Source organism: Sphingobacterium arenae (assembly GCF_014692505.1).
Classification (GTDB): Bacteria; Bacteroidota; Bacteroidia; order Sphingobacteriales; family Sphingobacteriaceae; genus Sphingobacterium; species Sphingobacterium arenae.
In genome coordinates this window covers 253,023-278,358 of the sequence record NZ_JACNYK010000002.1, presented here as the reverse complement: position 1 = coordinate 278,358, position 25,336 = coordinate 253,023, and the positions used below count along the sequence as shown (strand labels likewise).

11 protein-coding genes are annotated in these 25,336 nt (G+C 43.5%); 2 read left to right on the top strand and 9 right to left on the bottom strand.

What is annotated here, in order from left to right; translation table 11 throughout:
• The first annotated feature begins 23 nt into the window (after positions 1 to 23).
• Positions 24 to 1,985 (top strand): family 43 glycosylhydrolase, encoded by a 1,962-nt coding sequence (locus tag H8B17_RS07585; RefSeq protein ID WP_223816424.1) that lies wholly within the window; start codon positions 24 to 26, stop codon positions 1,983 to 1,985.
• A 57-nt stretch (positions 1,986 to 2,042) separates the two neighbouring features.
• On the opposite strand, the gene H8B17_RS07580 is transcribed toward H8B17_RS07585, so the two are convergent.
• From H8B17_RS07580 to H8B17_RS07555, 6 genes are all read right to left on the bottom strand, one after another.
• A complete protein-coding gene (locus H8B17_RS07580; protein WP_190308598.1) occupies positions 2,043 to 4,544 on the bottom strand; it encodes a sugar-binding domain-containing protein in 2,502 nt (833 codons plus the stop codon).
• A 25-nt stretch (positions 4,545 to 4,569) separates the two neighbouring features.
• Positions 4,570 to 5,247, bottom strand: coding sequence for a DUF3823 domain-containing protein (locus tag H8B17_RS07575; RefSeq protein WP_190308597.1), 678 nt, complete (start codon positions 5,245 to 5,247; stop codon positions 4,570 to 4,572).
• 13 nt (positions 5,248 to 5,260) lie between these two features.
• Complete coding sequence (locus tag H8B17_RS07570; protein WP_190308596.1) at positions 5,261 to 7,117, bottom strand: RagB/SusD family nutrient uptake outer membrane protein; 1,857 nt, start codon at positions 7,115 to 7,117, stop codon at positions 5,261 to 5,263.
• A 10-nt stretch (positions 7,118 to 7,127) separates the two neighbouring features.
• On the bottom strand, positions 7,128 to 10,250 hold the full coding sequence (locus tag H8B17_RS07565) for a SusC/RagA family TonB-linked outer membrane protein (protein ID WP_190308595.1): 3,123 nt from the start codon (positions 10,248 to 10,250) through the stop codon (positions 7,128 to 7,130).
• A gap of 198 nt (positions 10,251 to 10,448) precedes the next feature.
• Entirely contained in the window at positions 10,449 to 14,441 is a 3,993-nt protein-coding gene (locus H8B17_RS07560) for a hybrid sensor histidine kinase/response regulator transcription factor (RefSeq protein WP_190308594.1), read from the bottom strand.
• Between the two features lie 26 nt (positions 14,442 to 14,467).
• Positions 14,468 to 15,604, bottom strand: coding sequence for a glycoside hydrolase family 43 protein (locus tag H8B17_RS07555; protein ID WP_190308593.1), 1,137 nt, complete (start codon positions 15,602 to 15,604; stop codon positions 14,468 to 14,470).
• 346 nt (positions 15,605 to 15,950) lie between these two features.
• Between H8B17_RS07555 and H8B17_RS07550 the strand changes: the two genes are divergently transcribed.
• Positions 15,951 to 16,805 (top strand): glycoside hydrolase family 16 protein, encoded by an 855-nt coding sequence (locus tag H8B17_RS07550; RefSeq protein WP_190308592.1) that lies wholly within the window; start codon positions 15,951 to 15,953, stop codon positions 16,803 to 16,805.
• A gap of 1 nt (position 16,806) precedes the next feature.
• Here the strand turns inward: H8B17_RS07550 and H8B17_RS07545 are convergent, their stop codons facing one another.
• From H8B17_RS07545 to H8B17_RS07535, 3 genes are all read right to left on the bottom strand, one after another.
• Complete coding sequence (locus H8B17_RS07545; protein WP_190308591.1) at positions 16,807 to 20,784, bottom strand: hybrid sensor histidine kinase/response regulator transcription factor; 3,978 nt, start codon at positions 20,782 to 20,784, stop codon at positions 16,807 to 16,809.
• A 142-nt stretch (positions 20,785 to 20,926) separates the two neighbouring features.
• Positions 20,927 to 23,293 (bottom strand): glycoside hydrolase family 127 protein, encoded by a 2,367-nt coding sequence (locus H8B17_RS07540; protein WP_190308590.1) that lies wholly within the window; start codon positions 23,291 to 23,293, stop codon positions 20,927 to 20,929.
• Positions 23,294 to 23,311: 18 nt separating this feature from the next.
• Entirely contained in the window at positions 23,312 to 25,213 is a 1,902-nt protein-coding gene (locus tag H8B17_RS07535; RefSeq protein WP_190308589.1) for a family 43 glycosylhydrolase, read from the bottom strand.
• Positions 25,214 to 25,336: the final 123 nt, after the last annotated feature.

Genomic DNA, 25,336 nt, shown 5'->3' with positions numbered 1-25,336 from the left:
TAACACATATATTCAGACAAAATATGATGAAAAGTTCAGACCAAGTATCGAAAATCCTATTGGGCGCATTGTTTTTCTTTTGTTTATTGTTCCACCCGCCCTATATACACGGACAATCACAAACGCACGAATCTAAATTTGAAGCCTACTTATTCGCGTATTTTGAAGGAACCGGAAAGGGAGAGCAACAAGAACAGCTCCGTTTTGCGGTTAGTGCAGATGCCGTAAATTGGACAGCGTTAAATGGAAACATGCCTATCATGGCTTCCACCGATATTTCCCAGACCGGGGGGATACGTGATCCGCATATCTACCGAGGTGAAAATGAGGATAGCTTCTATATGGTCGCGACGGATATGTTTACGAAAAAGAATGGTTGGGAAACCAATCCCGGGATTATCTTGATGAAGTCGGACGACTTATTGGATTGGAAGCATAGTATCTTGGATCTGGCTAAATTATACCCTAAAAAGTTTGGGAATGTGAAATGGGTATGGGCACCGCAGGTTTTCTATGATAAAAAAGTAGGAAAATACCTCGTATATTTTACCGTTCGCTTGCATAACAATACCAAACTTGATTTTTATGGCGCGTATGCGAATAAAGATTTTACAGGATTTGAAAAAGAGCCTACATTGTTGTTTAGCCCCAAGTTTGGCGGTATCGATGGTGATATTATTTACAAAGATGGGCTTTACCACTTCTTTTATAAAGGAAATACCAAAGACGCCGAAGGGAAAGAATTCAAAAATGGCATTCAACAAGCAACCAGTAAATCGTTGAAAGGACCTTGGAAAGAGGATTTTATCTATTTGGATGCCTATGCGGATACATCTATTGTGGTTGAAGGATCGAGTGTCTTCAAGCTGAATGATAGCGATGAATATATCTTGATGTATGATCTTTATGCTGACGGACGGTATGAATTCCAACGGAGTACGGATTTGTTTGACTTTACAACGGAAACAGAATCATTTAATAAGAATTTCCATCCGCGACATGGAAGTGTCATTGGTATTACGAAGGAGGAAGCTCGACGTTTGCATGCGAAATGGGGCGGTGTACCGACGGCTTTGCTACAACCCGTTGAAACTGGAGATCGTTATCATTTCGAAGCCAAGGGCAACCCGATTATTACCCATCATTATACGGCAGATCCTGCGGCTCTTGTACAAGGGGATACCTTATGGTTATATGCTGGGCATGATTTTGCGGGAGGTCAGCGGGGATATAAGATGAAAGACTGGTTGGTGTTTTCTACGACCGATATGAAGAACTGGACAGAGTATCCGGTACCGATGAAGATAGAAGATTTCCCCTGGGCAAAAAGTGGGGATGCTTTTGCGGCAGATATGGTGAAACGTGATGGTAAATATTATTGGTATATCAGCACCAATTGGTCGGGAATCGGCGTCGCCGTGTCTGATCGTCCTGAAGGGCCATTCAAAGATGCGTTGGGAAAACCGTTGTTGACGAACGACGATTGCTTTGCTTCTACCCATTCTTGGGCTTGCATTGATCCGGCGGTATTTGTCGATGACGACGGGCAGGCGTGGATCTTTTGGGGTAACCGGGAGTGTTATTATGCGAAGTTAAAAGATAATATGATCGAGATTGATGGCGAGATCAAACAAGTACAATTTGATGGCTTTAGCTTTACCGAGGCACCATGGATCCATACCTATAATGGCAAGTATTATTTGACCTATGCCACGGAATTTCCCGAAAAAATTGCGTATGCTACGGCAGACAATATCGAAGGTCCCTATGAATATAAGGGTATTCTCAATGAAATTGCTGGCAATAGCAACACGAACCATCAGGCTATCGTCCAATTTAAAGGGGAGTGGTATTTTATATACCATAATGGCGGTATCAATACCGACGGGGGTAGTTACAGTCGTTCGATCTGTATAGATCGGTTATACCATCAGGAGGATGGAACCATCAAACGTATCGTGATGACTACGGAAGGCGTGCAATAAAGAAAAGAAATGAATAAAGAAAAAGCGCTGTAACAAAACACAGCGCTTTTTTCTTTATTAGTTTAACGTAATCTCTACATCGGCTGCTTCGAGCCAAGGGGCCGAAAACCGCACAGCCAATTTATCGTCTGGATTCCCATTGGCTTGTACATAGACAATCATTTTGCCGTGGTATACACGTTGTTTATTGTCTGTGTAATCACCCATATCGGAGTTATTACCAGCTTCCATGCCTAGCAATCTACCCTTTCCAGCAACTTGGCAGGTGATTTCATCCTCCGCCAGGATAACCGGTAGGCCATCCTCATCGACAATCTGTAATTCGATCTGTGCAACACCGCCTTGAGCGCGAACGGACGTACTATTCGACGGTATGATCTGGATAGCATGCGGCTTTTTACTAGATTGAATATGTTGACGGACTACCTCTTGGTTGTTGTCATCTAGTCCGATCACTTCCAGTTTTCCAGCTGTATATGGAATGTCCCAATAAATAATTCCATGCTCATCGTTGTAGGCTTTGGTTTCACCAACTACTTTTCCGTTGAGTTCTAATCGTGCTTGTGCACTGTTGGTGTAGCACACCACGCGTATCTGTTGTCCTTCCTGATAATTCCAGGTCGGCCAAGCATCCATGGATGGAGCCTGATCTTTTTGTTGCCCTTGTTCAGCTTCTAGTCTGGACCATACATCGGTCGCAGCACCACCACCTTGTAGCGGATAGGTGCCTAAGTGTGCCACGGGTTTGTTTGCCCATAGCGCTTGACGGAAATGCCCACGTGGTTTCACAAAACCTGCAAAATCCAATAATCCGGAATAGAACCCGCGAGATGGCCAGCGGCCGGATTCGCCAAGATAGTCGATACCTGTCCAAAGAAACTGTCCGAAGATATGTTCGTTGTCACGTACAGCTTTCCACGCACCCATGTCGTGGCGGTTTTCACTTCCGTAAATAACACGTGCGGGATACCGCTCATGATCTCGATGGTAAAAGCTTTCGGTATAATTATAGCCGGCGATATCCAATGCACTCGGATACTCCGTTTCATTAGACATGGCTACCCCTGCTAATCCAGCCGTTATCGGGCGGTTGTCGAATTTGCGCACGACCGCTGCGAGACGTTTAGCAATAGCGCCCAGACGCATGGCATCTGGAGCATCTTTTTTGTAGCCTCCAAACATGGCTTGTGTAAACCCACTTTCGGCACCACCATCTAGCACGGGGTGGGAGTAGGGGTCGTTAGGATAATCTACCTCATTACCAATACTCCAGGCGAAGATGGAGATGTGGTTGCGGTCGCGTTTCACCATGTCTTCCAGATCTTTTTCGCCCCATTCTTCAAAGAAATCATACGATCCTTGGAATCCTGGCGTTCCTACGTTCCAGCCTTCGAGCCATTTTCTCTTCGGAAATTCCCATTCATCATATGCTTCGTTCATGACGAGGAGGCCAAGCTCATCGCACAACGCATATAAAGAAGGAGCTTGCGGGTTATGACTGGTACGGATAGCATTCACGCCGAGTTCTTTTAAAGCTAATAAACGGCGACGCCAAACTTCCGGATAGGCTTCGGCTCCTAGGACACCGGCATCATGGTGGATACAGACCCCTTTCATTTTCATCCATTCACCGTTAAGCGCAAAGCCTTTGTTAGGATCAAAAGTTAAGGTACGGAAGCCTGTTTTGACTTCTGATTCGTCGATCTGCTCTTTTCCTTGTAGAACGCGGGTTCTTAATGTATATTGATGTGGCGTTTCTAAGCTCCACAATTTTGGGTTTTTCACGTCCAGTGAGGTTTGTACCTCTTCACGCCCACCAGCCGCCAATGTTGTTTTTGTGGTTTTCTTTGCTACGACCTGACCTTGGGGATCTAGAAGTTCTGTCAGTACAGACAACGATGTTGTTTGGTCTGTTTCATTTTGTACAGCCGTTTGTACGTGCAGTGTTCCCCGGTTATTTTTAACTTCCGGATAGGCGTACACACCCCATTGCTCTATATGGATTGGGTTTGCACGTACCAACCATACATCTCGATAGATTCCTGAACCGGTATACCAGCGGGAGTCGGCGTCTTGGCTGTGGTCTACTTTGACCGCTATAGTGTTTTCTTCGCCATATTTGATATAGGGTGTAATGTCGTAGTTGAGCGAGATATATCCATTCGGACGTTTGCCAATCGATTGTCCGTTGACAAACACTTCACTGCGGTTGTACACGCCTTCAAAATAGATATAGAGTTTTTTACCCTTGTCTTTCTGCGAAAAGTTTATGGTCTTTCTATACCATCCAATACCGCCGGGTAGGTATCCGGTGGCACTTGCCAAGGTAGGACTCAGGGGCTGTTTCACACCCCAGTCGTGCGGCAGTTGAACAGAACGCCATGAGCGACCCAATTGATCCTGTGCGATAGCTTGGTCGGTATCGCCAAGATGGAAACGCCAGTTATTATTTATTTTTTCTGCCTGGCCGAAGCCCGGTTGTGCAAAGACGGCGTATGGTATTCCACCTGTGAGTAGCCAAGCGAAAGCTAGGGGTAATAAAGACTTTGTTTTTATCATGCTATATCAAATCAAGTATCAGATGCTATAAATTAATTTTTTGAACCTGCGTATAATACAGTTCTCCGGAAGCAGTGGATTTTACACCTATCCGTATGAAAATGTATCCTAGACTACTTAGGGTCGCTGGAATCTCGGCCGCTATACTATTTGTTCCGTCTATCGTAATGTCGGCAGCAGGTATCGAGGTTTTATGGTCATGGCGGACATCATCGATTAGCATATTTTTGCCAAAGTAGATATTTACATTGTCTAAAGTCGCAGTTTCTGCCACTTTGTTTAATGTGAAGTCCGCCGTAACCGTGCCATCATTCTGTTGGATACTGCTATTGCTCACTGTAAAATAGGGTTGTACCGGGACGTCTATTTCGGTATGCCCGTTTACCTGAATGACAAGGGTATCCGTCAATTCTGGAAGCCAAGGGGAATTGGCCTTGCGTACTAATTTGTATTCGCCGTCAAATAAAACAGCAGAGAAAGTGCCGTCGTGTGCGATGTGGATCGGAAACTGTGCACTTAGTTCCTGTCCATCGTCCCATAGTTCAAGCTGTGGACCGTTTGTACGAACACCTACGGGCTCACCGGCATAAACGACACGCCCGCTGAGGATTGAGGTAGGCTCGGCAAAATTATCATATTCACAACTTGTAAATATTACCGTTGTGGTGATCAATATCGTTAAAATGGATGTTTTTATTTTCATAACGTTTTGGAAATTAATGGAATGGATTTCTAACCAATTTTGGATTATTGTTTAACACATTTTGGTCTATCGAAGAGTAGTAGTTCGCCATACGGAAAAGACGTGCCCTGATGAATCGTGCAGGTCGGATCGTCTCGAAAATGTACTTTCCATGATCTGGATGACCCGGACGTACAATAAGGTAGCTATACAATCCGCGTACGACAGCATTTGCACCACTTTCCGAGCCGTTCCACACCTGATGTGCAATTCGCCATCTTTTCAGATCGAAAAATCGATGGTCTTCAAAGGCGAGTTCTACCCGACGCTCATTGCGGATGATATCCGTAGTCAGTTGTTGTATGCTATTAGGTTCAAACCCGGCGCGTTCCCGTAAAGTGTTCATATAATCTACAGCGTTAGCCTCGCCCAGTTCAAAAGCAGCTTCTGCCGCATTCAAGTAGATTTCGCCCATACGGAACCAGGGCCACCAATTTTCTGCGGCTATACCTCTAGCACTGGCACCAGCAGCATCACTCACAAACTTACGGATGTAAAATCCCGTATTACTAACGTCTTGTGCATTGTCAGACGGACCGTCAAATCCGGTCCATAATACCTGTCGTTTTGTACCGCCGTCGTCATATTCAAACTGATCACCTAAGCGCGCGGAGGTGCGGAACTGGTAGCGTCCATTCTCCCAGACAGCAACGCCAGCCTGCATACTTACTTCACGGCCTTTGAACGTTGCTCCGGGGTATACGACGGTTCCTGCTAAACGAGGGTCTTTGTCTGCGAATAAATCTGCAGGATGTTCGTAACGGATATAATCTCCCGAGCCGTCTTTAATGCGCAAGGAACCTTTGCTGCCATCTAAATAATCGAAACTTTCGACGAAGCTTAACGACGGTGTCAAGGTAGATGACGACTCGTTGTCTTCTGTGAAACTTTTTACGATGTTGTCATACGTAAACCAATGGGATTTTACACCTTGTTTAAAATCTTTGGCGAAGATTACCTCCGTCGTCGATTTGGTATTGAGCATATCATAAAAATTTGTTCCTTTATCGCTGTTGGCATCATAGAGACTATAGGTGGAATTGCTTAAGATCGCTTTTGAAGCAGTAAGTGATTTTGTATAATAATCATTAGCCATCGATGCCGGAATGCCAACCTCGCCGCCCGGAGTGGATATTGGAGAGCCCATTAGCGCATTGTATTTCGAAATAGAGCCGGCGTAAAGCATAGCTCTACTTTGTAGGGCCAGAGCTGTTACGGTGTTAGCACGTGTCCTGCTACCACTGTTCAAGGCTAAATTATCCTTAATGGCCTCTAATTCATCGTATACAAAATCATAGATTTCATGTTCTTTAGAACGCGGTATTTGTAAATAAGTAGGGTCGCCTCCGAAGTCGTAAATCAACTGTTCGGTAACTAAGGGAACGCCTCCCATTCTTTTTACAAGTTCAAAATAAACGAAGGCTCGTATAAAACGCAGTTCTGCTATGAAAAGTTCCTTTTGTTCCGGTTCGATACTTACGGAATGTTCCTCAATATTCTCCAAGGAAAGGTTAATATCCCGGATTAGTGCATAGTCCCAATAGCGGCCGTAATCATCCCCATATTGGAAATCATTTCGCCAGTTCTGGTCTCGGTGACCGGACCACATCGCATCGTCGATCTCCGACATGCCTCCTGTATTGAACACGCCGTGTAATTGCGGAAGGCGATCATAATAGTTGGCTAATAGAGAAGTGAGCAATACAGGGTCGTTCCATAATTGTTCATCTGTAATAATGTCTTTTGGATCACGATGCAACCAATCCTCATGTTTGCAACCTGCTGTGAGAAGCAGGGTCATCAAAGATATTGTAATAAATATATTTTTCATGTCTTATACGTTAGAATGTGAAGTTAAAACCGACTAAGAAAGTACGCTGTTGGGGATATACTACAGCTGCAGGTGCTTCTATTTCAGGGTCGATCTGGAATTTTCCTACATTGTCGAACGAGAATAAATTGGAGCCTCGTACATATACTCGGATTTTATTAGCTTTTATTTTCGTTAAAATCGGACTAGGCAAGCTGTACCCAAGTTCTAAATTACGTACACGCAGGTACCGGACATTGGTGAGCCAAAAATCACTGTTTCTAGCGTTAGGTCCAGAATGGCCTTCGCGGATAGCAGGATAATATCCTGAAATCCACTCGCTATTTGGATCATAGGGATCTTCACGATGCCAACGATCTTCTAACAGATAAGCGGGTGAATTTCCACCGCCATGGAAAGCATTTCGTAACTCGTAATCTTGGTTCCAAGATTGTATGGACCCACCGGAAAAATCGATATTTAGGTCGACACCTTTGTAGTCTAATCCGATACGCCCCCCGAAACTCATCATTGGTGCCCATCCTGTCGGATAGCCGATAGGGCGCTCGTCTAAGCCATTGATGATCCCATCGCCATTCACATCTTTATAGATGAAATCGCCTGGAAGCTGGCTAGCATTGTTTTGACCATCGTTATCTATCGGGTGGTTACGAATTTCTTCTTCGGATTGAAAGCGGCCTACTACTTGATATCCCCACCAAACGCCTCCCCAACGGTCTTCCGCAGAATTTCGGTATTCGTTCCAGAAATTATCGAAACGCGGTTTATAAGTTTCGATACTTCGATATCGAGAGAAGGTGAAGTTTCCGCTCACCACATAATTTAATTCGCCTACGCGATCTTGATAGGTAATGATACCTTCGGCACCGTAGTAACCGTTTTTGTTCAGGTTCTCGTTTGGCAATCCGTAGCCTACTTCACTCGGTAACAGGACATCATAGCGTGCTGCCGGAGCTCCTGTTCGGATAATCTTAAAAAGATCGGCTGTTACCGTTAGTCTCGACTGTAGCATAGCGAGATCAAGACCGATATTATAGTTTGTATTTTTTACCCAAGAAAGATTAGTTACTGGCAATCCGCGAGGACGTAAACCATTCACATACTCGCCATCAAGAACAGCACTTCCCTGATTCCAATTATACCCGCTTAAGAAACCAAACATGTTCACACCCTGTTCAAGTCCTGTCTGTCCGACAGATGCCCTGATCTTGAGATCGTCAATGGTATTTTTTAGGGACTCAAAGAAGGTTTCGTCTGATATGCGCCAACCTAAAGATACTCCTGGGAAGAACCCCCAGTATTTCCCAGGCGCATAAAGGTAGGAAGCATCATAGCGTCCTAACGCTTCGACGAGATATTTACCTTTATAATTATAGTTTACACGACCGATATAGCCAGCGCGTGCTTCATAATTCCATCGATCGTTAAACGAGTTCATTTCATCAAATTGCATCAATGGAAGATAATTATTGCTTGGGTTGGATCCCATCTCCAAGTAGTTGCGATCGTAATCAGACCGTTCATATCCGAAGGTAGCAGAAAGGGCGTGATCGCGGAACGTTTTGTTATAATCTAATTGGAATTGCGCATATCGGTTAACGACTTCGCGCTCTGTTTGGTAGCGCCAGCGGGAGTCTGTACCATGACTACGACGATACGCGTCATTTTCGTAAGTGTACACGTCATACGTGTATTGAAATCCATCAAATTTATTGTTCGTGTAATTATAGGATACTGTACCCTTGGCCGACAGACCGAAATCAAATTTGTATTGTGCATAGAGGTTGATATTGGCATTGCGGTACAAGTTGTCTTTGTAGCCAGCGATATCCCTACTAAAAATAGCCGGGTTATAAGCAAAATCATGTGTATGATTTGGGTATTCCGGGTTGTCGTTTGCGTAAGGACCGACGACAGGACGATTTTTAAAAATAGCTAAGATAGAAGAAAAATAGCCGTCACCTCCCGGTAAACCGACATCTTCACTTTTCTCTTGTCGTCCAGAGATTTGCGAACCGATCGTTAATCCTTTCAAAACGGTTGCTTCCATATTGGCCTGTAAATTGGTTCGGTTATATTGGAAATCTCGGATCATAGCTTCTTGGTCAGTGCGGCCTATAGAAAGAAAATAATTTGATTTCTCCGATCCACCATTGAGATTAGCATTGATATAGCGCTGTGGAATATTTTTGCGGACCACCATATCGTAATAATCGTATCCCTGATAACCAGGCTCTGTGCCTGCTTGCCATTTCGCGTATTCTTCGGGGCTATAGACCTCCGCAGGATTTCTTCTCTCATTTTGTGCGGTTTCTATCTTTCCCCTTACATACTGTGCGGCATTAGCCAGAGTAGGAAATCGAGTAAGGTTTTGCCAGCCAAAATAGCCATTGACGTTTACGCGGGTCGTTTCACCTTTTGTACCTTTTTTTGTTGTTACCAATACAACGCCATTTGCTGCCCGCAAGCCATAGACGGCAGCAGAAGCATCTTTCAATATGGAGATGCTTTCGATATCTTCTGGATTAAGGGCGTTGAATGCATCTGCTCCTGAAACTTCTGTCGAACCGACCCAGTCGTTACCAGAAGCTCCACCATAAGGAATTCCGTCGATCACGTATAAAGGGGTGCCCATATTCCGAATCTCAATGGCAGCTCCTTTTCCGGGACGGGCATCTTTTGCCCGTACAGAGATACCCTGTACTTTCCCCGCAAGTGCCCCGGCCATTGTGGTGGAAGAGGAGCGAACGATATCCTCTGATTTGATATCGCTTACCGCACCGGTCACATTTCGACGGGATTGTGTACCATAGCCCACTACGATTACATCATATAAAAATTGATCATCACTGTCCAAACGAATACTGAAATTTGTTCTTCCGGCGATAGAGACCGTTTGCGATTTATATCCTATGTAGGAAATAAGCAGTGAATCGCCTTGTCCCGTAAATTTAAATCGTCCTGAAGCATCGGTGGTGGTTCCGTTTGATGTACCCTTAATAAGTACACTGGCACCGGATATGGGATCGTTGTTATTATTTACGACACTCCCCGTAAATGTTTGCTGTCCATGCACAAATAGTGGTAGTATCCATACCAGTACATGTAAAAGAATAGGTTTAAAATTTACCATAATATTTAGTTTTGTTAATTATTTTGCGGTTCAATAGCTAATAAAGAAACATGGAATGTATAAGAAGCTTATTTTCTTCAGTGTAGATTATTATCAAATTTATAATTGAAAACGCACTTCAAACATAACAGATTATCGACTTATGGGACATATATAAATCCGTCAGATTTCGATAGTATTTTCGTCAAAATATTGGTTTTATTTGCTTTCTGAGGCGTTTTTTAGATATTCGGAAGGTAGTAGGCCAAATTCCTCTTTGAAACATTGGCGGAAGTAAATAGTACTATGTATCCCCACCATAAAGGAAGCTTCAGTAATATTGTATCGGCCGGATTGAAGCAGGGTGGCAGCTTTTTGAATACGTATCTTACGAACCAGCTGATTGATGTTTTTTCCGGTCAATGCTTTGAGTTTTCGATACAGTGTCGATTGGCTCATGTTCATTTTTTCTGCTAGCTTGGCGGCATCTAATACATCATCCTGCATGTAGCGTTCTACGATTTCTACAAATTCCTGAACGAAGGTATTTTCCTTCCAAAGGTCGGTATCCAATTCATTCGTAGGTTTCGCTGTCTTTGAAGGTAGTTTCTGCAACACATAGTTGTGGATATTCTTTCGATTGGATAAAATATTTTCAATGCGTTTATGCAACAAAGCCGCATGTACAGGCTTAATTAAATATGAATCTACGCCCAGCTCATATCCTCGTTGTCGGTCTATCTCCTGATCTTTTGCTGTAAATAGAATAATCGGAATATGGCTGGTGGAACGATTTTCCTTGAGCTTCCCGACCATTTCAAATCCATCTAGACCCGTCATCATCACATCGCTGATAATAAGATCTGGGATATGTTTGGTTGCGGCATCCAAGCCTTGGATGCCGTTGTTTGCCAAGAGGACGGTATAATGTGTTTCTAAAGAAGCGACTATATAATTTCTTAAATCGACATCGTCCTCCACGATTAAAATAACCGGTTGCGAATCTTCATTTTCCAAATGGATAGTATCATCGGCCATTTTCTCATGTTGAGGTGTAATTTCAATGTGGTTGGTTAGCAAGCGGACACAAAATTCAGTGCCTTCTCCAACCTTACTTTTTATATCGATTTTTCCATAATGTACGGCGACCAGTTCCTTGACCATAGCCAGACCAATTCCGGTCCCCGGTTGTGCTTGATGATCAATTTGAAAAAAACGATCATAGATGCGTTCCAAATATTCTTCAGGAATGCCACATCCCGTATCTTTTACACGCAGCACGGACCAGGTATTGAGCTGATCCTGTTCATACGTTAGCTGTACATCGATCGCACCCGTGTTGGTATATTTGTAGGCGTTAGACAACAGATTGTCTAAAATAATATGGATAATTTCGGCGTCGAACGTCGTACGTAAATCTGGAGAGGGTAGCTTACAACGTATCTGTAGCGTATCTTTGACGTTCAATTCCATATATTTATGAACGAGATCTTGCACCACCTCTCCTAAATAGCCTTCACCGAGTACAAGTGGTTTGTGTCGTGATTCTACTTTTCGGAATTCCAACAATTGATTGACCAGATTAAACAGACGGTTCGAACTCTTTTGAACCACCTGTACTAATTTTTTTTGTTTTGTGGATAGATTGTTCTCGCGTAGCAGATCGTCCAACGGTCCTAAGATAAGCGTGAGTGGCGTCCGCAGTTCGTGTGTGATATTGGTGAAGAAATGCAGGCGTTCTGTTGCAAGCTGCTGCTGTTGTTGATGTTCTCGTTTTTTTAGTCGTAATTCCCCTTCGGCTTTGATCTTCCGATGATAAAAAAAGATAATGGCAAAAGCAATGCCACTCGCCATTAGGATATAGAGTGCCTTTGCGTACAAACTAAGGTAGTAGGGTGGCGTAATATTGATCGATAGACGTGTGACATCACCCGACCAGTTTTCATTTTTTAATCGTGCACGTATAAGTAGGTCGTAGTTTCCGTATGGAATATTTCTGAAATTCAAAACCTGTTCACCTCCGATATTCGTCCAGTCGCTGTCAAAGCCTTGAAGCTGGTAGCTAAATTCCATCAGTCCGTGTAGGGCATAATCGGCAGCACTAAATTCTATACTGAAGCTATTTTCCTGATAAGATAACCGAAGTTGTTGGATGCCATAAGTTTGTTTCTCCTCCTGTAAAGGAGAATCTCCGCTACGGAAGGTGGTGAACTTTCGAATATGGAGGGGGGATATGGGGAGTTGAATAGGTATTTCTTTTGGATCAAAAAAACATATCCCATTTTGCATGCCGAAGAAGAGATAATGCTGTTTATTAGTCGCCACACTGCTGTTTTTAAACCCACCTAAAGGGATACCAAAGTCTTGGTCATAACTAAAAAAACGGTTGTCTTTTGGCACGTACCGCAGTAGGCCGGCTTTAGTAGAGCACCAAATATTTCCATTTCGATCTTCGGCAATGGCTTGTATAAATAGCCAGGCGTTGGGTTTAGGCGGAATAATATTGTTCAATGTGCCGAGCTCTTGTTTTGCGTATTGCACCGCCATACCCTCATTGGTCGCAATCCAGATGTTGTTTTCACTGTCCCGGAACAGGTGATTAATGCTGTTGCTTCTAAGTCCGCTATGGGTATCGAAGTGGGCAATCAATGTACGATTTTCGGCAGAAAACACATAAACACCTTGTCCATAAGTTCCCACCCAGATATTCCCAGAACTGTCTTCTACGAGTGAACGCGGAGCGTAATCACCCAACGATGGTATGTTGATACGTAATTTTTCGAACGTTTGGGATAGGGGGTCATAAATGACCAATCCATTTATGGTGCCAAGCCAGATCTTTCCGTTTTGATCTTCCAGAATGGCGCGTACTTCATTCAATTCTCCATCGAGTTCAATCTTGTACCATTGTTTTGTAGGTGTATGAAACCGAGTGACACCTTTATCGACTAATCCTAGCCATATGTTGTCCTGTCGATCTTGATAAGCCGTTAGAAAAGTGTGATCGCGTATGTTGTCGGGTGCTTTAACCTCCTCTACAAGATTTTTATCCGCGACCCATCTAAGCAGTCCAGATCCTTCCGTAATGAACCAGCCTGTATTTTGTCGATCGATAACTATTCCACTAACGACGGCTTTTAAATCAGGAAGCGTTTGGAAAAAGGGTGTAAAATGGCTGGCGAAACCCAATCCACTGCCGTATAAGGCTAACCAGACATTTCCAAATTCGTCGACTATCATATCCTGAACAGAAATGGAATTGCTAATATCAACTGAACGTACATTGTCGACGTATAGGAATTCTTGATCTCTATTGTAATGAGGTGTTAAAACATAAACGCGGGAAGGTTCCGTTCCCACCCATATATCCTCGCCGATTTCCCGAATAGTATGTACAAATGGCTCGTTGGCACTGCCTATTGTAGAATGGAGCGGTACATGCCGAATTTTTTTGTTGTGAGGGGTATACACCGCTAGACCTTTTTTTGTACCTATCCAAATGTTATTTCTGCTATCACAAAAAAGTATCTTCACCTCGTTGTGGGGGAGAGCGCCAGCTGTATTCTGCGTATGGAGGTTCTCTAATTTTCCTGTTTTGGCATCAAATATAGAAACACCATGATTTACATGTCCACTATAAAGTTTGCCTTGCTGATCTTGTGCCACGGACCATATACTGTTACTCGGCAGGTCAGGGATAGTCTCCGTACCAAAATGTGTAAATGTTTGGGTGGCAATATCAAAACGTTGTATACCTCGGTGATAGGTAGATAGCCAAATGTGGCCGTCTATGCCTTTGATCATATCCGTGATATCGTTTGTCGCGATAGCGTTCTGATCGTCGGGATCATGGGTAAAATAAGAAAATACACCTTTCTGAATATCAAATATATTGAGTCCGTTAGCTCTCGTACCGATGTATATATGGCCATCATCATATAGCAACTTGTTGATTTCATTGCTGTTGACAGACGATCCATCTAATTGCTCCGACTTGTAATAATGCTTGAAGGAGTTGCCGGAAAACCGATTAAGCCCTAATTCGGTAGCTACCCATATAAAACCTTGATCATCCTGTACGACACTGAGCGCGTTGATGTTAGATATACCCTGTTCAAGTGAAAGTATTTTGTACTGCTTGGGCTGGGAAAAGGAAATACCCCATCCCAATAAAAATAATACCAATAGCAACTGAAACTTTCCCAAAAGCATATTGTAAAAATGTTATCTGATTTTTTTTAATCAAAAGCACTTAAATCCCATTTGTCAAACCATTTCAGCACCGGCATGCCATCTTCAAATAAGATCGGCAGCCAAACGTAACGCCCGTCGATGGGATTGTTTGGTTTCCATCGATCAGCCATAAAGAGAAAGGCTTCTTTCTTGCCGGCTATCGGTAGGATATAGGTGCTTTGGGAATGAAAGGTGAGCTCAGCATCTTTTCCGATACAAGGGTTAGGGTGCAATGTCCATTCGCCGAGGATATTGTCTGCCGTTAATAAATGTGCAGCATTGGGATCCCAGCCCGTACATCCAGAGGTAATCATAAAATACCGTCCGTCTTTCTTGAAGATTGCAGGTGCTTCGTTGTGCCCGGCCGGAGCAATCCGGACATATTTTCCGGTATAGTCCAAATAATCTTCCGTCAATTCCGCTATATGTAACGTAAGGTTATCTTCCGAAGCGTAAATGTGATAACCTTTGTTATCATCGTCTACAACAAGTGTCATATCACGAGACATCTGTCCGCTTTCAAAATCACGACGTACAAACAGTCCGTTTTCAATAGCTTTTGTCCATTCTTTTGTCCACCATTGATAATCTTCAGGTTTATCTGTCGCCGTCTGTTGTGCGGCTGTCACGTTCAACGGCCATTTGCCCGCGTTTACCCGGCCGTTTTTAATGAGCTGGTAGGGGCCTGTAGGTGTATCGCTTATCGCTACGCCCACATGTGCGGCATCATATCCCTGTCCCTTTAGTTCCAGATGGAAATACATGACAAACTTTTTCGTTGCGGCATTATAAATGACTTTGGGGCGTTCGATAGTACTTCCTGCGGCAATCGGGCTTTTATCGTCCTTCTTAACAGCTAAAGCAACTCCTTCATCCTGCCAATTGTATAAATCGGATGACGAATAACAGGTGACGCCTACCCACGTTGCATTAGAACGCTCTCCTTTATGTTCTCCAAACCAATAATACTGCCCCTCGTGGTATAAAATACCGCCCCCATGGGCATTGATCAATCGCTGGTTGTTGTCAAACCATAGTTTTCCGGGGTAGAATGCTGTATTCTGTGCCATCATATCATTATAAGATAACAAGGCTATGAGTAGGACGGTTAAGTATGTATACGCGCCGGTCATTTTCTTCATGAGATAATCGTTTTAATGCTATTCGTTTCTGTTTATTTTATTGTTTACTCCAATACAAGTTTACGTATAATGTGTGTCTCGTTAGTGCGAACATCGCTTCAAAATCGTTTGATTTGGTTTCAAACTGTTGTTTTTGATGTCGCCGAGATGGATTGAACAAGAATATTGGAAAAACGATAATAACCTTGTTTTAAGACGAGTTTACCCCCTGTTTTGATCGATTATCGGCGTATAATCAGGAAGATGGTTGTGTTTTCTACATATTTGAATGAATAATCGACATATAAAGCATTGAAATTGACCAATTTTGAGTAACATATAAGATCAAAGCAATAAACAGATAAATATGAACAGACTGAGATTAACAATATTGACCGCTTGCATAGTATTATTTACCATGCAGGCGGAAGCCCAAAAAAGCGCAAATAAATATAAAAATGAAGGATACGAACTGGTTTGGGCTGATGAGTTTGATCAGGATGGAAAGGTATATCCTGCATATTGGCACTTCGAAAATGGTTTTGCCCGTAACCAGGAGTTGCAATGGTATCAGGAGGATAATGCTTGGTGCGAAAATGGCCTCCTGATTATCGAAGCTAGAGCAGAAAAAAGGAAAAACCCAACCTATGATCCTTCCTCCAATCATTGGGGGAGAAAGAGGGAATATATTACACATACCTCATCGTCGATCAATACCGGCGGGAAGAAAAGCTGGCTGTATGGCCGTTTTGAGATGCGGGCTAAGATTGATGTCAGTGATGGCTTGTGGCCCGCATTCTGGACATTGGGTGTCGACAAAGAATGGCCATCCAACGGAGAGATCGATATCATGGAGTATTACGAGGGAAAGATTTTAGCTAATATCGCCTGTGGCACATCTACACGTTGGAACGCTGAGTGGTATAGTAAAACCCGTAGTATCGAAGCGTTGGGAGGAAAGTCATGGGCCGATGATTTCCATGTATGGCGAATGGACTGGACGCCGGAATACATCGCTTTGTATGTGGATGATGAGCTGATGATCAAAGAACCAATGAGCAAGCTACACAATAAAGACGGTTCGGGTTTTAATCCGTTTAAACAGCCACATTATATTTTACTTAATCTGGCTATGGGAGGAATGAATGGGGGCGAACTCAACGATACGAAATTCCCCAATCGCTATAAAGTTGATTATGTGCGGGTGTATCAACAACCGTAGTCTATCTTTCTTTCGCGATTTGCTTCTGATACTCCGAAGGTGTCATCCCAAACTCGGCTTTAAAGCAGGTGGAGAAATAGCGTGGATCTGAAAATCCTGTCGCAAAAGCAACTTCACTAACTGAAATGGACTTGTCTTTATCCATCATTTGGCAGGCATGCTTGAGCCGGATATTTTTGATAAACTCACTTGGCGATAAATCCAGCAGTGCTTTGGTCTTCCGATACAAGGTCGATTTCGATAAACCTAATTCGTGACTAAGCGCAACCACATCAAATTGATCGTTGGTTAAGTGTTCTTCCACCACCGCAATCATTTTTTCCAAGAACTGCTCATCTTGTGGCGTATAATCCAGCGAAGAGATATTAATCTGTGGATTCGTTTTGAAATCTTCCTGCTTGGTGCGCTTGTGGATTAAGAAACTGTGTATACGCGCTTCCAATACTTTCAAGTCAAAAGGCTTACTGATGTAACTGTCAGCACCTGCCTGATAACATTCAATCCGGTCGTCGATACTGTTTTTAGCAGTCAGTAAGATAACCGGGATATGGTTTATTTCCGAATCTTGTTTTATCCGACGACAAAGCGTTAGTCCGTCCATAACCGGCATCATGATATCACTGACAACGATATCTATTTCCTCGTCTTTCAAAATGGCCAAAGCCTCTTCACCTTGTGGGGCAATATAAACCTGATAAGTTCTTGATAACAGACTTCTTACGGTTTGAAGCAGATCTTCATTGTCTTCGACCAATAATATCCGGACGTCACTTTTACCTTTTTCTTGTTGGGAAAGATCCTGCGGTAACTCGTTCGCTTCCGTCATTAGATTGTCCGAATCGATAAAGCTATCGTGCAGTTCGCGGAGTTCCTCGGCGGTATAGACCTCTTTTTCAACCGGAATTCGGACATAAAATGTCGATCCTTTACCCACGATGCTATCCACTTCAATAGTCCCGTGATGCAGCTCTACCAGTTCCTTGGTCAAGGCCAGCCCGATTCCGTTAGTCTCCTGTTGTCTAGCCAACCTGTTGTTGTAAAACGGGATAAATATCTTGTCGAGTTCGCTCGGCGCGATCCCTATCCCGGTGTCTTGCACGCTAACGATCAGATGTGTAGTTCCGTTGAGGTGCTCCGTATGAAAGGAGAGTTGTATGCGTCCACCGTCGGCCGTGTATTTGAATGCATTGGAAAGTAAATTGAAGATAATCTTATCGAGTTTGTCGGCATCTACATAGCCTTCAGGTATGCAATCGCCTTGAATAACTTCAAACGCCATGTTTTTCCGTTTTGCCAACGGACTGAAATAGATGGTGCAGATATTACTAATAAAAGTAATCAGATTTTCCCGACCAACACGTAGTGCCATTTGTTGATTCTCCACTCGTTTGAAATCCAAAATCTGTTGTAAAAGCCGTTTTAGCCGATCTAGATTAAAACGCATTTTATCAAATTGTGTCAGGTTCCTTTTGGTAATCATCTGCACGTCATCGATCAGGCAGGAGATAATGGTAAGCGGTGTTAATAGCTCGTGGGAGATATTTGTAAAATAGCTTAGCTTGGTTTGAACCAGTTTATGGGCATTATCTTTTTCGATTTGGGCAATCCGGAGATCGCTTCGCAATTGGAGACGATTGGTATAGAACCGAATGGCGATATATGCCATGCCCAAGGCACATAACGTATACAAGAGGTAGGCCAAATTACTTTCATAAAAAGCCGGCTTCTTTCGGATTTGTATACGGGTGACTTCCGAACGCCACTGATTGTCTAGATCTGTTGCTTTGATCAGGAAGGTATATTCTCCCTTGCCTAAATTGTTATAGGTTGCGAATAAGCGTTCTCGCGGAGCATATACCCAGTCTTTGTCTACACCCTCCAATTTGTAGGCATATCGTAGTTTGTTCGGATGTGTATATTCTAATGAAGAAAACAGAATTTCCAAACTTTGGTCTTCCGGATCCAATACCAGTGATTTCCCTTGAAAATCGAATTTGTTATGAAGAGAATAGAGGAGGGCAGATTGGTTATTGATTTTAATGTCGGAAATGACAACAGGCGATTGGTGGCTCGGTGCAAAAGGGGATTCCCAGAATTGGACAATACCATTATTCCCACCAAAGTAAACGTTTTTATCTTTCTTATCAACGGCGTACGCTCCCTTTGTAAACATGTTAACCGGAACCCCATCACTGGCGCTGTATTCAAAAATACGTTTATCTGTAGGAAATAGTTTATAAACGTTTCTGGTTGTAGAAACCCACACGGTACTATCCAGACACACGACGTGCAGAATTTGGTTTGAGGAAAAAAGCTGCTTGTTGGCATATTCTTCAATCTCTCCACGCTCCGTATGAAAAGTAAGTAGCCTGTTGTCTTTGGTGCCTATCCATAGGTATCCCCGATTATCCACATCCATCGTTTCGATCTGGTCGCTGTGTAGTCCAGCTGTTTGTTGTCCGATTCGTTTCGTTGGCTTCCAGGAGAGCTGGCTATCTATTTGATAAATGCCGTGATCCTTCGTTGCAATCCATATTTTTCCCTGATGATCCTCGGCGATCGCGACAATGTCGCCGTCAATATCCGCTACCCGATAAAACTGTTCTTCTCCCTGTTTTTTGTATACCACGCCACGGGTGGTGCCAACCCACAGATTTTTCTTGCTGTCGGGAAAGAGCTGGCGCGGGATGCCTATATCGTCGGCATACTGCGATAAGTTGACACTTCGGTGTAGCGAAATATCATTACCTCGCTTATGAAAGACGTTTATTATAGATTCATATGCCGCGCCTACCCATAGTTCGTCTGCCAATTCTAACGCGCAATTGACCGCGCGTAAGGATATTAAATCTTTAAAGCGGAGGTTGCTATATGTCTCTAATTCGTCTTTTTGAGGCGTATATTTTCCAAGGCCGATACGCTCTAGGTTAAACCACAATTGATTCTCGCGGTCTCGATATAGCATATTGATGTTCGGAGAAATATGATACCGTTGTTGTACCTGTGGTAAGGTGAAACTACGCATAACAGGCCTGTCGAAGCTGATGGTTGAAATGCCTTCTCCGTTAATCGCAAGCCATAGGTTACCCGAAAGATCAGCATAGATATCTTGAAAAAAATTAGACGTATGTTGAAAAAGATCGGACAGGTCTACCTCTTCGATATCACCACCGTCGGTATAGCGATAGGTGGAGATACCCGAAAAAGATAGCACCCAGATATATTTTTTGATATGATCTTGTACGATGTTATACACCAACCCTTCTTTTCCAACGCCTCTTCTTTTATTTTTGATGATGATTTCCCGGTACATGTTTTCCGGATCATCTGGATTAAAAAGAAAAAGACCATCCCCCCAAGTGCTGACCCAATATTGTCCTCGATCGTCCTGTGCAATTTTAAAAGGACTGTTTGACTGACCTATCGCCGGAAAAGCTTTAAATGTGTTTGTCTTCGTATCGAGTTTGTGAAGACCTGCTGCCCATATACCCGTCCATATTTCGCCATCTCGATCTTGAAAGATGGTATTCACTGTACCCGGAGGGATGAATTTTTTTGTGTCGGATCCCTGCTCAAATTTGTCGTGTAAGCGTAAATCCTTGTTATATACATAAATCCCATTATCGGCTCCAAACCATACCCTCGATTGTTTGTCTACCATAATCGCGGCAACCCTACGGTCTTTAAGTTGCTCGTCCGGAAAGCGGGTCATGCGGTATGTTCTCTTGTCTAATATAAACACGCCGTTTTCGGTACCCAATAAAATATTTCTGTCTATCTCGTTGATGGCCAATATATTTTGATTCGTTACGGTATTCCCATTTTCATCGGCTAGTTTGAAGGTCAAGAGATTAAAAGCATCAAAGCGGCTAAGGCCGTTGGCTGTCGCAAACCAAATATAACCTTCGTGATCTTGAAACGTTCTATTCACGGTCAATGAGGGGAGTTCCTGCGCGATTTTTACTGGTGTAATCCCCATCTGTTGTGCGAAGGAAGAGCCTATCTCACTAATAACAACAAGAAAAAAAGAAAAACAATATGAAAATGCTTTGGTCACTATTTATGTTTATATAATTGGCTAAAGTTACTAAAGAAGTTAGAGAGTTTTTAACGTTCTAACTTTATTCTTCTTTAATCACGCGTATCTCCAATATCTTATGACTGGTTGCACCATCATCGGTCGAAATTTTTACCTCCAAAGGGCTGCTTTGGTTCCATGTCTGCGGAATCGAAATAACAGCTGTTTTCACTTCATTCCATGTAGTTGGATCTGCTTTCAGTTTTCCGATTTCCTGATCGTGGATAAAGATGTTTGTTTTCCGATTTTCTTCTTCCAGGTACCTGATGTACAGTTGTACATTTTCTTTTGGATTTGTTTTGATCGTATAGCTAAACCAACCTTTTGCTTCCCGCCAACGTACATCCTCGATGCTTCCCGCTTGCGTATTTTCTTCCTTGATGAAGTGATCCGACTCAGGCTGTTGTTCCCCACTCACGACCCGATCAATCGTGATGTCGGCTAGGCGTAAGGATTCTTTTTCTTCCCGTTCTGTTTTCTCTTGCAGGGCGGCAAGCTCCTCTGCGGTAGCTTGTGGCCAGTAAATGATATACCGGCTGTCATGTGTTTGATAAAATGGCTGGAGCTCCATGCTATGCTGTTCCGTTCCACTGTACAACCCGGTTAGCGTAAAGTGTAGCGGTGTGTTTTCTACCTGCTCTACCAAGTTCGGAATGTTTTCTGGCGCTGTCGTTAGGATGGGCATAGTCCGCAAAGGAATCTGTTTGCCATGGGCAACATGACCCATTCGGCTATCATCTGCAAAGAGGCCATCCATATTTTCCGTTCCCGTTTTAGCTGCCAATACAAGCGGTCCATACAAGAGACTGTAGTAATTTGAGCGATCGGGCAGTTGCTCGGTATAGATTCCCATCGGAAGCTCGACGGATATCCGATCGCCTGCTGCCCATGTACGGTCCATCGTAATCCATCCGTCTTTGTCAGAAGAGGCTTGAAACGGTTTGCCATTCAGCAAGATTGTGGGTGCATCTTTTACCCAGCTGGGTTTACGTATATGTAGTGCAAAATTCGTTTTAGATTTAGGATAGACCGTAAATTGTGTCTTGTTCTCTTCGGGGAAATTATTTTCTTGGATGAACTCGACGTTTTTCTCCTGCCAGTTCAGTTTGGAAGGAATAAATAGGTTCACAAACAGGTTGTCATCCTGATGTGCATAGATCATCTCCCCATATTTCGCATGATTTTCAATGCCAGATCCAACACAACACCACATACTGGTATGCGGCTGCGAGTATACCCGGTAGTGTCCCGGACGCATTTGCGTAAAATAAACCAATCCTCCAGTCTCCGGATGTTGCGTGGAGAGGATGTGATTGTATAGCGCTCGCTCATAATAATCGAGGTACTTGCCTCTGGGGTCTGTTTGATGCAACATACGGGTCAGGCGCAGCATATTATACGTATTGCAGGTTTCGGGACCTTCGATGCTTTGCAGCATTTTGGAAAAGTCGTCTACGGGATTAAAATGTTCGCTGACACTATTCCCTCCAATAGATACCGAACGCCGTTCGATGACATTTTCCCAAAAATACCGAGCTGCGTCTGCCCATTGCTCATCATGGGCAATATCAGCAATACGTTTGAAACCCAATACTTTTGGTATTTGCGTGTTGGCATGTTTACCGGTCAGGTGATCTTCTTGATCCAATAGCGGTTGCAATACTGCACGTTGACTAAATTGACGGGCGAGTGTCAGATATTTTGGGTTTTGCGTAATTGCCGCCACATCAGCGAACGTTTCATTAAGTCCGCCATGTTCACTGCGTAGCATATCCTGTATCTGCTCATCGCTCAACTGGTCTATCAGCGCGATTGCCCAATCGGTCAGCTTGATCAGCATCTCCTTGGCAGTCTCATCACGCGTCATTAAATAAGCGTCACGGAGACCAGCGTATGTTTTATGGATGTTATACAGGGGAACCCATCTACCATTTAGACTAAATCCACCGGCTTTAATCTCGCCTCGTCTAACCTCATCCCAAAGCTCTTTCCCTTCCGGAACACCGCCAATATAGCCATCGCCATTGGCATCTTGACAGCGTTTGAGACCCGCAAGCATGTAGTCTAAGCGTTCTTTGATACGAGCGTCACCTGTGGATGCATACATATAGGATAAGGCGGAGACGTAATGACCACCTATATGTCCGTCCAAACCGGTGTTTTCCCAATTCGTATAGCTTTTCCGGAGAGGAGGTAGGTTTGATTCGCGTAGAAAAGGCGCTAGTAGCCGGTCAGCGTCCAGTTCCAACAGGTAATTCAGGTCGAGCTCTTCGGCATGTTTGAATGGTCCGGAAAGTAATCGGACATCATTCAGTGAGAAATAGTCCAGTTGTTTTTGTGTCTGTGCCTGTAGTGTTGTTCCTATTGCGGTGGATAGGAAACATATACGGATCAATTTTTTTAACTTCATAAGCGTAAGGAAAAATATTTATAACGTCGGAATAACCGGTTTGATGCTGCCATCTTCGTTAAATTCCATTTTATCGATACACACCTCGCGGTGATAACCGGCCGCATCGCCCATTTTGATGCCATTCGGACGACTGAAACGGTGGTAAACGATGTACCATTCGTCTTTTCCCGGAATCTGCAAAACAGAATTATGTCCAGGACCATAAATACCCAGTTCGGGGTTTTTAGTCAGAATTAGGTTGTTTTCTGGAATCTCAATCGGGCCGGTAGGAGATTTGGATATGCCGTATCGCACACGGTAATTTTCGCTGCGCGTATCGTCTTCTGACCATAAGAAATAGTACGTTCCGTTACGATAAAATACGTAGAAGCCCTCGCGGAATGTTTCGTCGGGTGTAATGACTTTTGTGGTGTTTTCTTTAAGGGAGACCATATCATCATTCAATTCCGCAACTGCTCCGTAGCCATTCCCCCAATAGAGATAATACTTCCCACTTACCGGATCTTGAAAAACATCGGGGTCAATTTCCTGACCGCCACGTATACCCTCCGGCTTTGTCGCTACAAGTGGTTTGCCAGAATCGGTAAATGGTCCGGTAGGGTGATCGGCTACGGCAACACCGATTTTTTGTGCTGCGGTGAAATAGTAATAGTATTTATATTTGTTTTTACCGACTTTCTTCTCGATGATGGCGGGAGCCCAAGCATTGCGGTTGCCCCAAGGTACTTGGGTTTTGAGATCTAGTATGGTTCCTTCTTCTTGCCAGTCTTTCAGATTATCGGAGGAGAATACGTTGAAATAATCGCCTGACCATCCGGTATACCCATCACTGGTGGGGTAGAGATAATATTTACCCGTTTTTTCAGCGTAAAGGATTTCGGGATCTGCATGATAACCCTCCAATATGGGGTTGTTTTGTTGCACCGCCTGAAAGTTCACCGGTTTACCGTAGGTCGCCAACAGGTGCTGGTATTCTTTCCGGGTAATAGGGATCACGCTTCCGTGTCGTGGATGAAAATCCATACTAATCTGTTGGTCGATGACGTGGAATTCATCCAGATCATAGCTTTCGCAGAATTGATACGTACCTTTCATATAGACATCATACATCAGAATATATTTATCGCTATTCGTCAGTTTGAAAATACTCGATCCTTCTACGGCCTCCGTCGTTTGTTGTTTATATCCCGGCTGCTCAATCCAAACGCCCGAAGTCAAGTCGTCTGTCATCGCCTTTTTTAGGCCATTACCATGTCCTTCTGTTTTATAGAAAAGGTGATAGCTGCCATTTTTGTAGATAATATCCCCGTCAATACAAGGTTTTTTGTCTTTCGGTATAAAAAGCGGTTTAGGTGCCTCTTCTAAATCTGTAAAATCCGCGTTGGCATATGCATAATAAATGATATCCGGGCCATCGCCATGCTGCATGGACCAGTATACCATATATTTTTTCGCTTTCTCATCGAATACCGTTTGCGGCGCCCAGACGCGTTTTAGATTTTCCTGATTCGGATATTTTTGTTGTATATTGATGATATGTGATGTCCAATCCGTCAGATTCTCCGATTTTAATAAAATCAGTGCCCGGTTGGAATCCCATCCTTTGGAAGAGGTCATATCGGTCAAGACCATATAAAAAGCGTCGTTATCATGACGACGGAGGATATGCGGGTCACGGACCCCTCCCGTAGAACTGATGTCTTTGGAATTCAATACAGGCTTATTGCTATTTAGCGCCGTATAATGGAAACCGTCGTTGCTAATGGCATAATGTACCTGTTCTTCTTCTACGGCATTTCCTGTGAAATAAGGGAATAGATAGCCTACAAAATCTTTCTCTACGGGCTTGCCAGGCTGTGCATGTGTCAAAAATGTGCCGCATAGGAACAAACAGAATGTAATCAAATTTTTATTCATGGATGTCTAACAAATATAATTTACAATCGAATAAGGTTTACCTCGGTGCATCTGTTTGTATAATACACATGGAGGCTAGCTGAGCTGGTACATTTCTATTGTGGTTTAAAAATAAAAAATATA

Excerpts from the sequence above, each read along its gene's own strand:
- H8B17_RS07585 (WP_223816424.1), top strand. The coding sequence starts at position 24 with ATGATGAAAAGTTCAGACCAAGTATCGAAAATCCTATTGGGCGCATTG.
- H8B17_RS07580 (WP_190308598.1), bottom strand. The coding sequence starts at position 4,544 with ATGATAAAAACAAAGTCTTTATTACCCCTAGCTTTCGCTTGGCTACTC.
- H8B17_RS07575 (WP_190308597.1), bottom strand. The coding sequence starts at position 5,247 with ATGAAAATAAAAACATCCATTTTAACGATATTGATCACCACAACGGTA.
- H8B17_RS07570 (WP_190308596.1), bottom strand. The coding sequence starts at position 7,117 with ATGAAAAATATATTTATTACAATATCTTTGATGACCCTGCTTCTCACA.
- H8B17_RS07565 (WP_190308595.1), bottom strand. The coding sequence starts at position 10,250 with ATGGTAAATTTTAAACCTATTCTTTTACATGTACTGGTATGGATACTA.
- H8B17_RS07560 (WP_190308594.1), bottom strand. The coding sequence starts at position 14,441 with ATGCTTTTGGGAAAGTTTCAGTTGCTATTGGTATTATTTTTATTGGGA.
- H8B17_RS07555 (WP_190308593.1), bottom strand. The coding sequence starts at position 15,604 with ATGAAGAAAATGACCGGCGCGTATACATACTTAACCGTCCTACTCATA.
- H8B17_RS07550 (WP_190308592.1), top strand. The coding sequence starts at position 15,951 with ATGAACAGACTGAGATTAACAATATTGACCGCTTGCATAGTATTATTT.
- H8B17_RS07545 (WP_190308591.1), bottom strand. The coding sequence starts at position 20,784 with ATGGGGATTACACCAGTAAAAATCGCGCAGGAACTCCCCTCATTGACC.
- H8B17_RS07540 (WP_190308590.1), bottom strand. The coding sequence starts at position 23,293 with ATGAAGTTAAAAAAATTGATCCGTATATGTTTCCTATCCACCGCAATA.
- H8B17_RS07535 (WP_190308589.1), bottom strand. The coding sequence starts at position 25,213 with ATGAATAAAAATTTGATTACATTCTGTTTGTTCCTATGCGGCACATTT.